Raw genomic sequence first — 12192 nt, 5'->3', positions numbered from 1 at the left:
CGTTTATGGAATTAAAAACCTTAAAGAAAAACATATGACAGCGAATAAAGAAAAACTGTTCGAGCAATTTCCGCCAGTCTCTACCGAAGAATGGAAAGAGAAGGTTATTGCTGACTTGAAAGGCGCCGATTTCGACAAAAAGCTCGTGTGGCGCACCAACGAAGGATTCAATGTTCAGCCCATGTATCGGGCCGAAGACATTGAAGGGTTGAAAACGACCGATTCCCTTCCGGGAGAATATCCTTATGTAAGGGGGACGAAACGCGACAATGAATGGCTCATTCGCCAAGATATTCATGTCGAAAACCCGCAAGAAGCCAATCAGAAAGCATTGGATTTGCTCCAAAAAGGAGTTACGTCATTGGGCTTCCAGATAGGACAAGACCATATAAACCCCGAAGGATTTGCCACTTTACTGAAAGGTATCGATGCCGAAAACGTGGAGTTGAACTTCATCTCCTGCATAAAGAATGCAGTAAAAGTGGGCACCGAACTCACGGCTTATTTCAAAGCTCAGGGTGTAGATCTCCAAAAAGTCAAAGGTTCTATTAGTTATGGCCCGTTCAAACGCATACTGAAACATGGCAGGGACTTCCCGAAATATGCCGACATGGCTGTTCAAGCCATTGAGTCAGTCTCGGAACTGCCCCACTACCGCGTGTTGATGGTCGATGCCGTGATGCTCAACAACGCCGGTTCATACATCACCCAGGAGTTGGGATATGCCTTGGCATGGGGTAATGAATGGCTCGCCGCGCTTACCGACAAAGGACTCCCGGTAGATGAAATCGCCAAGCGCATCAAATTCAATTTCGGCATCTCGTCGAATTATTTCATGGAGATGGCCAAATTCCGTGCTGCACGCATGTTGTGGGCACAAATCGTTTCGGCCTATAAACCGGCCTGTGACTGCGCCGCCAAAATCATGATGCACGCTCAGACCTCGCAATTCAACATGACCATCTACGATGCACATGTCAACCTGCTCCGTTCGCAAACCGAAACCATGTCGGCAGCCTTGGCCGGGGTGAATTCCATTACGGTAACGCCGTTTGACATTGCATATAAGCAGCCCGACGATTTTTCCGAACGCATTGCCCGCAACCAGCAATTATTGCTCAAAGAAGAATCCCATTTCAATAAAATCGTTGACCCCGCCGGAGGCTCCTATTACATCGAAACACTGACTGCTTCTATCGCCGAAGAGGCGTGGAAACTCTTCCTCGAAGTCGAAGAAGCCGGAGGTTTCTATGCCGCCCTCCGCTCTGGACTGGTGCAAAATGCGGTAAACAATGCAGCCGAAGCTCGTCGCACAGCCATTGCCCGACGCAAAGAAATTCTTTTGGGAACCAACCAATATCCCAATATCCATGAAACGGCGCTCGATAAAATCGTTGCCGATTCGGCTCATGCTTGCGGGTGCCACCATCACGAAGAGTGTACGCCCGAAATGCCATTCCTCCGCTCAGGCCGTGGTGCAGCCGATTTCGAAGCCTTGCGATTGGCTACCGAAAAATCGGGCAAGCGTCCCAAAGTATTCATGCTGACCATCGGGAACTTGGCCATGCGGTTGGCTCGTTCGCAATTCTCGGGCAACTTCTTCGGTTGTGCCGGCTATGAAATCATCGACAACCTTGGTTTCGACACGGTGCAAGCGGGTATTGAGGCAGCCTTGAAGGCCAAGGCCGACATCGTTGTCCTCTGTTCGAGCGACGAAGAATATGCCACTTTGGCTCCCGAAGCTCATCAGTTGTTGGGCGACAAAGCCATTCTTGTCGTTGCCGGCGCTCCTGAATGCATGGAAGATTTGAAATCACAAGGTATCACGCGATTTATCAATGTACGCAGCAACGTCCTCGAAACGCTGAAAGAGTATAATACCTTATTATCTATTTAACCCGCCAATGGCTTAAAAGCATTACACTATGAGACCTAATTTCAAAAACATAAATATTCGCACCGATGCTTTCGCCCATAGCGGACATGCGGAGCTGCAAAACAACAATGCCGACTGGATAACTCCCGAACAGATTCCCGTAAAACCCATCTACACCAAAGCCGACCTCGAAGGCATGGAGCACCTCAACTATGTTGCCGGTATTCCTCCCTATCTGAGAGGTCCGTACAGCGGAATGTATGCCATGCGTCCTTGGACCATTCGGCAATATGCGGGATTCTCTACCGCCGAAGAATCGAATGCTTTCTATCGCCGCAACCTGGCTTCGGGACAGAAAGGTCTTTCGGTGGCATTTGACCTGCCCACCCACCGTGGCTATGATGCCGACCACGAACGAGTCGTCGGTGATGTAGGAAAAGCCGGTGTGTCGATATGCAGTGTCGAGGACATGAAAGTCTTGTTCGACAGCATACCCTTGAACAAAATGTCGGTATCAATGACCATGAACGGAGCCGTACTTCCCATCATGGCCTTCTATATCAACGCCGGACTGGAACAAGGAGCCAAGCTCGAAGAGATGGCCGGAACCATTCAGAATGATATTCTGAAAGAGTTCATGGTGCGCAATACCTATATCTATCCGCCTGAGTTCTCGATGCGTATCATTGCCGACATCTTCGAGTTCACCTCCCAGTACATGCCCAAATTCAACTCCATCTCCATCTCGGGGTACCACATGCAGGAAGCCGGTGCGACAGCCGACATCGAATTGGCATATACCTTGGCCGATGGATTGGAATATCTCCGTGCCGGAATCAATGCCGGAATGGATATCGATACATTTGCTCCGCGTCTGTCGTTCTTCTGGGCCATCGGCATGAATTACTTCATGGAGATTGCCAAGATGCGTGCAGCGCGTATGCTGTGGGCCAAAATCGTCAAACAGTTCAACCCCAAGAATCCCAAATCGATGGCTTTGCGCACCCACTCGCAGACATCGGGCTGGTCGCTTACCGAGCAAGACCCCTTCAACAATGTAGGCCGTACCTGTATCGAGGCCATGGGAGCCGCACAAGGTCATACCCAATCGTTGCATACCAACGCCCTCGACGAAGCCATCGCCCTGCCTACCGACTTCTCGGCTCGTATTGCCCGCAACACTCAGATTTACATTCAGGAAGAGACCTATGTAACGAAAGAGATTGACCCGTGGGCTGGTTCGTATTACGTCGAAAGCCTCACCAATGAGTTGGCGCACAAGGCGTGGGAACACATTCAGGAAATCGAGAAACTCGGCGGTATGGCCAAAGCCATCGAGACCGGTCTGCCCAAACTGCGTATCGAAGAGGCTGCGGCTCGCACGCAGGCTCGCATCGACTCGGGCAAACAAACCATTGTGGGTATCAACAAATACCGTCTCGAAAAAGAAGACCCCATCGACATTCTCGAAGTGGACAATACCTCGGTACGCAACCAGCAAATTGCCCGACTGAACGACTTGAAAGCTCATCGTGACAACGATGCCGTGAAAGCCGCTCTTGACGCCATTACCGAATGCGTGAAGACCAAACAAGGCAACCTGCTCGACTTGGCCGTGAAAGCAGCCAAAGTGAGAGCGACGCTGGGCGAAATATCAGATGCCTGCGAAGCTGTCGTGGGACGTTATAAAGCAATCATTAGAACCATATCAGGCGTGTATTCAACAGAAACAAAGAATGACCCCGACTTCATACGGGCCAAGGAAATTATCGAAAAATTTGCGCAGAAAGAGGGCCGTCAACCTCGTATCATGGTTGCCAAAATGGGTCAGGACGGTCACGACCGCGGTGCCAAAGTCGTAGCTACTGGATATGCCGATTGCGGCTTCGATGTCGATATGGGACCGCTGTTCCAGACTCCGGCCGAAGCAACTCGCCAAGCCGTTGAAAACGACGTGCATGTATTGGCCGTGTCCTCTTTGGCTGCCGGTCACAAGACCCTCATACCCCAAGTATTTGAAGAGTTGAAGAAACTGGGTCGCGAAGACATCGTCGTCGTTGCCGGTGGCGTTATTCCTCCGCAAGACTATGACTTCCTCTACAAAACAGGAGTTGCTGCCATTTTCGGTCCCGGTACACCTGTGGCCCGCTCGGCTTATGACGTCACCAAAATCCTCATGCAATTACGCGGTTGGGAAGAATAAACACTTCCCCTCCTACAAAAAAGGAGTGTCCTGAAAACCAGGACACTCCTTTTTTGTGTCAATTTCCTGATGACTACAAAATTTTCATCATGACAAAATTGGTCATATATAACCGATTAGCTTTTGCTTTCTGCTCCCGCATCACGGTGTAGCCATGTTTTTCAAAAAAAGCCCGTGCGGTAATACTTGCTTCAACGCTGATTCGGTCTACGCCATACCCATGAGCCATTTTTTCCACCTCCGAGAGCAGCAAAGCCGCAATACCTTTTCTCTGCCAGTCTTTGTGAACGAACATGGCGTGCAGGTAACCGGCGGCGTTCATGGAAGAAAAGCCGATGATGTTACCCTGCCTGTCTTGTGCGACAATGTAGCGGTGTGCCGAAAGGAGGGCCTCCCAATGCTCCGAGCTGTCTCCGCATGAAACCCAGTCCGCCACCTCTTCGGCGGTGTAGTCCCGACGGCAAATCTGTAATACGGTATCGCGAAAAAGAGATTGCATGGCAACCACATCTGTGATGACAGCCGGCCTGACGGAATAGGGCAACTCCTCTCCCGCCTTCTCATGCCTGTGGCACTCTTCTCTCACTTGTTTGAAATGTGTCATGTCTTCTCTGTAAATCCACAATCATCAATAAAAAAGGCGGGTTCCATGGAATCTGAACCCGCCTTTGATTTCCTTTTAAAAAATCTTATTCTTGTACGCCAGCTAATTCAGGGTCGATCATGATGCGACCGCAGTATTCGCAAACGATGATTTTTTTGTGCATCTTGATGTCGAGTTGCCGTTGTGGCGGGATTTTGTTGAAGCAACCTCCGCAAGCTCCACGTTGGATATAAACGACGGCCAAGCCATTACGGGCGTTTTTACGGATGCGTTTGAATGCCGACAACAGACGGGGGTCGACCTGTTGTTCGAGTTTTTTTGCTTTTTCGCGCAATTTTTCCTCGTCTTGGCGAGTCTCGGCGATGATTTCATCGAGTTCCTCTTTTTTCTCTTGCAAGTCGGTTGTCCGCTCGGCAATAGTGGTTTGACAGGTCTCGATTTCCTCTTTTTTGTTCTTTTCCTGAGCCGTATATTCGCGAATGTGTTTTTCGCAGAGCTCTATCGACAAATTCTGATATTCTATTTCTTTTGTCAAGAAATCAAACTCCCGGTTGTTTCGCACATTGTCTTGTTGGGCTGTATATTTCTCAATAAGCGTTTGGGAATTTTTGATTCCTTCTTTCTCTTTGGCAATATCGCTTTGTAATTGGACGATTTCGCCTTGGAACTTTTGAACCCGGGTTTCCAATCTGGCGATCTCGTCTTCGAGGTCTTTTACTTCGAGAGGAAGTTCTCCGCGCAAGGTTTTGATGCGGTCTATCTCCGAGAGCATAGTCTGTAACTCGTACAGCGTTTTCAACCGTTCTTCAACGGTATATTCCTTTTCAGCTTTTGTCTTTTCAGTAGCCATGCTTACAAATAATTTATCGGATTTGTTTCAACCTTTGTATAATAGCACGCAAAGGTAGGAAATTTTTTTGTTATTATCTCACAAAAAATGTCTTTTGTGTACTGTTCGCTTTCATAATGGCCTATTTCGGCCAATAATATGGAGTCGTCATTGCCGAAAAATTCATGGTATTTGATTTCTCCGGTCACAAAGGCATCGACTCCCATTGCCACGGCCTTGGGTATGAGAAATGAGCCTGAACCTCCGCACAATGCCACTTGTCGTATCTTTTTCCCCGTAAGAGAAGAATATTTTACGCAACCGGCCTTGAAAACCGATTTCAATCGTTGCAAAAAATCCATCTCGTCCATCGGGCAGAGCAACTCTCCCACCACCCCTGCACCGGCCTGTTCCCATTCGTTCTCTATGGCAATGAGGTCGAATGCCGGCTCTTCATAGGGGTGCACCTGCAAAAGCGTGCGCACCACCCGTGCACGCAGATGACGAGGAAGTACCATCTCAATCCTCATTTCAGGCTCTTGGTGCAATTCACCGATTGCGCCGCAATAAGGGTGAGTGCTTTCTCCGGCCCGGAACGTCCCGAAACCTTCGCTGTTGTAACTGCATGCGTCATAATCGCCTATGGTACCGGTTCCGGCCTCAAAGAGAGCCTGCCGCACGCTATCGGCATGGCTCGACGGGACATAGGTCACCAACTTCAACAGTTGCTGGGGAAGCGGTGAGAGTATCGAGAGATTGAAGAGCCCCAACATCTCGGCCATTTTAAAGTTTACGCCATTCCACGCATTATCCATATTGGTGTGGCAGGCATAGATGGCAATGTCGTTTTTGATGGCTTTGATGAGTGTGCGTTCGATGTAATCTTTTCCGGTAAATGATTTCAGGGGACGGAACACCAGTGGGTGATGCGAAATGACCAAATTGGCTCCTTGGGATATGGCATCGTCGATGACCTCCTCGGTAATGTCGATGCACACAAGGGCGGCGTGCGCCTCCATGTCGCGTGAACCGGTAAGCAACCCGGCGTTGTCATAGGATTCCTGCAACGCCAAAGGTGCCACCGTTTCCAAGACTTGTATGATGTCTCCGACCGTTATCATGCGAAATGATTTACTGAGGCAGTTCTACTTTGAGATTCAACTCGTCGAGTTGCTTGGGATCAAGCACCGAAGGGGCATCGAGCATCACATCGCGGCCACTGTTGTTCTTGGGGAAAGCGATGCAATCGCGAATACTGTCGAGGCCGGCAAATATGCTCACCCAGCGGTCGAGGCCATAAGCCAATCCGCCGTGAGGGGGAGCACCGTATTTGAAGGCATTCATGAGGAAGCCGAACTGTTCCTGTGCGCGTTCGGGGGTAAAGCCCAGTATTTCGAACATCTTGGCTTGCAACTGTGCATCGTGGATACGAATCGACCCGCCTCCCACTTCGATGCCGTTGCACACCATGTCATAGGCATCGGCACGGACAGCTTCGGGGTTGGTATCGAGCAAAGGAATGTCTTCTTCTTTGGGGTGTGTAAAGGGGTGGTGCATGGCCATGAGGCGATTTTCCTCGTCGCTCCACTCAAACATGGGGAAGTCAACCACCCAAAGCAAGGCAAATTTGTTCTTGTCGCGCAATCCCAGTTGATTGCCCATTTCGAGACGAAGCTCACAAAGTTGCTTGCGGGTCTTCATGGCATCATCGCCGCTGAGAATCAAAATCAAATCGCCCGGTTTGGCACCGAAGGCCGCTTTCATCTCCTGCAACACCTCTTGCGGGTAGAACTTGTCGACGCTCGATTTTACCGTTCCGTCGGCCTCGACACGGGCATAAACCATTCCTTTGGCACCAATTTGCGGCTTTTTCACAAAGTCGGTAAGGGCATCGAGTTGCTTGCGGGTATAGTGAGCGGCTCCCTCGGCACAGATACCACCGATGTACGCCGCATTGTCGAAGACCGAAAAGCCGTGGCCTTTCATGATGTCCATCAACTCAACGAACTTCATGCCGAAACGCAAATCGGGTTTGTCGCTTCCATAATATTTCATGGCTTCGGACCAAGGCATACGCAAGAAAGGTTCGGTGAGTTCTACACCGCGAATGACTTTAAAGAGGTATTTGGCCATGCCTTCGAAAAGGTTGATGATGTCATCTTGCTCCACAAATGACATTTCACAGTCGATTTGGGTGAATTCGGGCTGACGGTCGGCTCTCAAATCTTCATCGCGGAAGCATTTGGCAATTTGGAAATAACGGTCAAATCCCGATACCATCAACAACTGTTTCAAGGTTTGGGGACTTTGGGGCAAAGCATAGAATTGTCCCGGGTTCATACGGGAGGGAACGACAAAGTCCCGGGCGCCCTCGGGGGTGGAGCCTACCAAAATCGGGGTTTCCACTTCGATAAATCCATGTTCGTCGAGGTATTTACGCACCTCTATCGTCATTTTGTGACGCAATTCGAGATTCTTGCGCACAGCCGAACGGCGCAAGTCGAGGTAACGATATTTCATGCGAATGTCGTCACCGCCATCGGTATTGTCTTCGATAGTGAATGGCGGTGTCAAGGCACTGTTCAGCACCTTCAACTCCGAAACGATGATTTCGATTTCACCGGTAGGTATGTTGAGATTCTTGCTGAATCGTTCATTCACTTTCCCGACAACCTGAATCACATATTCCCGTCCCAGATGATTGGCCTGCTCGCACAACTCGGCATTTTCTTCTTCGTTGAAAACCAATTGCGTAATTCCATACCGGTCGCGCAGGTCGACAAATGTCATACCGCCCATCTTGCGGAGGCGTTGTACCCAACCTGCCAATGTGACGACACTACCGGCATCGCTCAATCGCAATTCTCCGCATGTTTTTGTCCTATACATATATTTCCTGTTTATTGTCAAAATATTACAAATGCCTCGTTCACACCCACGGTGTGCATTCCGCGGCACAAGATGCGCAAAGGTAGTTTATTTTAGATGAATAAGCAATGAATGATGCAAATTTGTAACGGGCAAAGTATGCAGTCTTTATGGATGCTTGCCTTACCCCGGTCTGTTTTTGCTTGTTTTGATTTGCAATAAGAAAACCTGTGTCATGCGATAGTTCGTTTATTAGATGTTTTTTCTTATCTTTGCACTCACTTATATAAAGCATAAATAGTTCTGACAAACATGGACAAGAAATTTACCGAATATTCTCACTTCGATTTATCGGAGATAAATAAGGAGGTGCTGAAAAAGTGGGACGCCGAACAACTCTTCCAAAAGAGTCTCGAAATACGGGAAGGCGCACCCTCATTTGTTTTCTATGAAGGTCCTCCTTCGGCCAACGGCATGCCCGGCATACACCATGTCATGGCGCGCTCCATCAAGGATATTTTCTGCCGCTACAAAACGATGAAAGGGTTCCAGGTAATGCGCAAAGCCGGCTGGGACACGCACGGCCTGCCCGTAGAATTGGGCGTGGAAAAAGCCTTGTGCATCACCAAAGAAGACATCGGTAAGAAAATCTCGGTCGAAGAGTATAATGCCGCCTGTCGCAAAGATGTGATGAAGTTTACCAAAGAATGGGAAGACCTCACACACAAAATGGGATATTGGGTCGACATGAAAGACCCCTATATCACCTATGACAATCGTTACATCGAAACGTTGTGGTGGCTCTTGCAACAACTTTACAAGAAAGGACTCCTATATAAAGGATACACCATACAGCCCTACTCGCCGGCAGCCGGTACAGGTCTCAGTTCGCATGAGTTGAACCAGCCGGGTTGCTATCGCGACGTAAAAGACACGACGGTGGTGGCTCAATTCAAGATGAAGAATCCGCGCCCCGAAATGGCGGCATGGGGTACCCCCTACTTCATCGCATGGACGACGACACCCTGGACCCTGCCATCGAACACGGCCCTCTGTGTCGGTCCTAAAATCGACTATGTCGCCGTGCAGTCCTACAATGGATATACCGGAGAACCGATTACCGTCGTACTGGCCAAGGCTCTGCTCAACAATCACTTCAATCCCAAAGCGGCCAACCTCGACCTCGATGCCTACAAACCCGGAGACAAACTTATTCCCTATAAAGTCGTAGCCGAATACAAAGGAACCGACCTTGTAGGTATGGAATATGAGCAGTTGATACCTTGGGTAAAACCCGTCGATGTCGATAAAGATGGGAACTGGTCGGCCAGTGACCGCGCATTCCGCGTCATTCCCGGCGACTATGTCACCACCGATGACGGTACGGGAATTGTGCACATCGCGCCCACATTTGGTGCTGATGACGCCCAGGTTGCCAAAGCTGCCGGAATTCCCTCGCTGTTTATGATAAACAAAAAGGGAGAAACCCGCCCGATGGTCGACCTGACCGGCAAATTCTACCTCCTCGATGACTTGGACGAGACATTTGTAAAGACATGCGTCGATGTCGAAAAATACGCACCTTATCAAGGCGCATGGGTCAAAAACGCCTATGACCCCCGATTCACCGTCGATGGGAAATACGATGAGAAAGCCGCCCAAGCCGCGGAGTCGCTCGACATTGTCATCTGCATGATGATGAAGCAAAACAACCAAGCTTTCAAAATCGAGAAACATACCCACAACTATCCCCACTGCTGGCGCACCGACAAACCGGTACTCTATTACCCGCTCGACAGTTGGTTTATCCGCTCGACGGCATGCAAGGAGCGTATGATGGAGCTGAACAAGACCATCAACTGGAAACCCGAATCGACCGGTACGGGACGTTTCGGCAAGTGGCTCGAAAACCTCAACGACTGGAACCTGAGCCGTTCGCGATACTGGGGAACTCCGTTGCCCATCTGGCGCTCGGAAGACGGCGAGGAAATCTGTATCGGTTCTCTCGAAGAATTGTATGGCGAAATCGAGAAATCGATTGCCGCCGGATATATGAAAACCAACCCATATAAGGAAAAAGGTTTCGTGCCGGGAGTATATACGCGGGAGAATTATGACAAAATCGACCTGCACCGCCCTTATGTCGACGACATCATTCTCGTCTCGGAAAGCGGGAAACCCATGAAACGCGAAAGCGACCTTATCGACGTATGGTTCGACTCCGGCTCCATGCCTTATGCCCAGATACATTATCCGTTTGAGAACAAAGAGTTGCTCGACAGTGGCAAGGTATATCCCGCCGATTTCATCGCCGAAGGCGTAGACCAAACCCGTGGCTGGTTCTTCACCCTCCATGCCATTGCTTCGATGATATTCGATAAAGTGGCCTACAAAACAGTCATATCCAACGGTTTGGTTCTCGATAAAAACGGCAACAAGATGTCGAAGCGTCTCGGAAACGCCGTTGACCCCTTCTCGGCCATCGAGAAATACGGCTCCGACCCCTTGCGCTGGTATATGATTACCAACTCATCGCCGTGGGATAACCTCAAATTCGACCTCGACGGCGTAGAAGAAGTTCGCCGCAAGTTCTTCGGCACGCTCTACAACACCTATTCGTTCTTTGCCCTCTATGCCAACGTCGACGGATTTACCTTTGCAGAACCTGAAATACCGGTATCGCAACGTCCCGAAATCGACCGTTGGATTATCTCGCTGCTCAATTCGCTTATCAAAGAGGTCGACGGATACTATGCCGATTATGAACCGACGCGTGCCGGCCGTGCCATATCGGACTTTGTCAATGACAACCTCAGCAACTGGTATGTGCGCCTCAACCGCAAACGTTTCTGGGGCGGGAACATGGATACCGACAAACTTTCGGCTTACCAGACACTCTACACCTGCCTCGAAACGGTGGCTGCGCTCATGGCTCCCATTGCGCCGTTCTTTGCCGACCGTCTCTATACCGACCTGACCTCGGCCACCGGGCGTGCCGCTCAATCGGTACACCTGAGCGATTTCCCCAAAGCCGACGAATCGACCATCGACAAAGCCCTCGAAGGACGTATGCAAGACGCCCAAGACATCACCTCGATGGTATTGGCTCTGCGGCGCAAGGTAAACATCAAGGTGCGCCAGCCGCTCACAACGCTCATGATTCCTGTCCTCGATGAAAAACAGCAGAAAGACATCGAATCGATAAAAGAGCTTGTACTCAACGAGGTAAATGTCAAAGAGATGCTCTTTGCCGACAATGCGGCCGGGATCTTGGTAAAACGCGTAAAACCCGACTTCAAGAAACTGGGCCCGCGTTATGGCAAAATCATGAAACAACTGGCCGCAAATGTGGCTGCCATGTCGCAAGAAGATATTCTGAAATTTGAAAAAGAAGGAAATTTCACATTCAATATCGACGGGCAACAGGCGGTCATCGGTCTCGACGATGTGGAAATCATATCGGAAGACATTCCCGGGTGGCTGGTTGCCAATGAAGGACGTCTCACGGTGGCTCTCGACATCACGGTCACGGAAGATTTGCGACGTGAAGGCATCGCGCGTGAATTGGTCAACCGGATACAAAATATCCGCAAGTCGAGCGGATTTGACATAACCGACAAAATTCATGTGCAACTTACTCGCAATGAAGAGACTGACCCGGCTGTTGAAGAATATAAAGATTACATCGCCAAACAGGTCTTGGCCGAAAGCATCACCTTGTGCGATGCTCTCGACTCGGCCGGGGCCGAACTCGACTTCGAGACATTCTCCATACAAGCGGCTGTAATAAAAGCATGATATTCGATTTTGCC

At 49.8% G+C, this 12192-nt stretch carries 7 protein-coding genes; 3 read left to right on the top strand and 4 right to left on the bottom strand.

What is annotated here, in order from left to right:
* Positions 1-34: 34 nt before the first annotated feature.
* Together mutA and scpA are read left to right on the top strand one after the other, a co-directional pair.
* Positions 35-1897, top strand: coding sequence for a methylmalonyl-CoA mutase small subunit (gene mutA, locus IAD09_09170; protein HIT82391.1), 1863 nt, complete (start codon positions 35-37; stop codon positions 1895-1897).
* A gap of 28 nt (positions 1898-1925) precedes the next feature.
* Positions 1926-4079, top strand: coding sequence for a methylmalonyl-CoA mutase (gene scpA, locus IAD09_09165; protein HIT82390.1), 2154 nt, complete (start codon positions 1926-1928; stop codon positions 4077-4079).
* Between the two features lie 73 nt (positions 4080-4152).
* On the opposite strand, the gene IAD09_09160 is transcribed toward scpA, so the two are convergent.
* From IAD09_09160 to aspS, 4 genes are all read right to left on the bottom strand, one after another.
* Entirely contained in the window at positions 4153-4683 is a 531-nt protein-coding gene (locus IAD09_09160; protein HIT82389.1) for a GNAT family N-acetyltransferase, read from the bottom strand.
* Positions 4684-4768: 85 nt separating this feature from the next.
* On the bottom strand, positions 4769-5533 hold the full coding sequence (locus IAD09_09155; protein HIT82388.1) for a hypothetical protein: 765 nt from the start codon (positions 5531-5533) through the stop codon (positions 4769-4771).
* A gap of 2 nt (positions 5534-5535) precedes the next feature.
* Positions 5536-6630, bottom strand: coding sequence for a Nif3-like dinuclear metal center hexameric protein (locus IAD09_09150; protein HIT82387.1), 1095 nt, complete (start codon positions 6628-6630; stop codon positions 5536-5538).
* A 13-nt stretch (positions 6631-6643) separates the two neighbouring features.
* Complete coding sequence (gene aspS, locus IAD09_09145; GenBank protein ID HIT82386.1) at positions 6644-8401, bottom strand: aspartate--tRNA ligase; 1758 nt, start codon at positions 8399-8401, stop codon at positions 6644-6646.
* A 291-nt stretch (positions 8402-8692) separates the two neighbouring features.
* On the opposite strand from aspS, the gene IAD09_09140 reads away from it, so the two are divergent.
* Positions 8693-12178 (top strand): isoleucine--tRNA ligase, encoded by a 3486-nt coding sequence (locus IAD09_09140; GenBank protein HIT82385.1) that lies wholly within the window; start codon positions 8693-8695, stop codon positions 12176-12178.
* Positions 12179-12192: the final 14 nt, after the last annotated feature.

The sequence above is a fragment of the Candidatus Caccoplasma merdavium genome (assembly GCA_018715595.1).
In the GTDB taxonomy this organism is placed as follows: domain Bacteria; phylum Bacteroidota; class Bacteroidia; order Bacteroidales; family UBA11471; genus Caccoplasma; species Caccoplasma merdavium.
Note: the sequence above shows the minus strand (reverse complement) of the source record. Positions and strands in the feature narration are given on the sequence as shown.

Coding starts and splice junctions, on each gene's coding strand:
- mutA (HIT82391.1), top strand. CDS start 35: ATGACAGCGAATAAAGAAAAACTGTTCGAGCAATTTCCGCCAGTCTCT.
- scpA (HIT82390.1), top strand. CDS start 1,926: ATGAGACCTAATTTCAAAAACATAAATATTCGCACCGATGCTTTCGCC.
- IAD09_09160 (HIT82389.1), bottom strand. CDS start 4,683: ATGACACATTTCAAACAAGTGAGAGAAGAGTGCCACAGGCATGAGAAG.
- IAD09_09155 (HIT82388.1), bottom strand. CDS start 5,533: ATGGCTACTGAAAAGACAAAAGCTGAAAAGGAATATACCGTTGAAGAA.
- aspS (HIT82386.1), bottom strand. CDS start 8,401: ATGTATAGGACAAAAACATGCGGAGAATTGCGATTGAGCGATGCCGGT.
- IAD09_09140 (HIT82385.1), top strand. CDS start 8,693: ATGGACAAGAAATTTACCGAATATTCTCACTTCGATTTATCGGAGATA.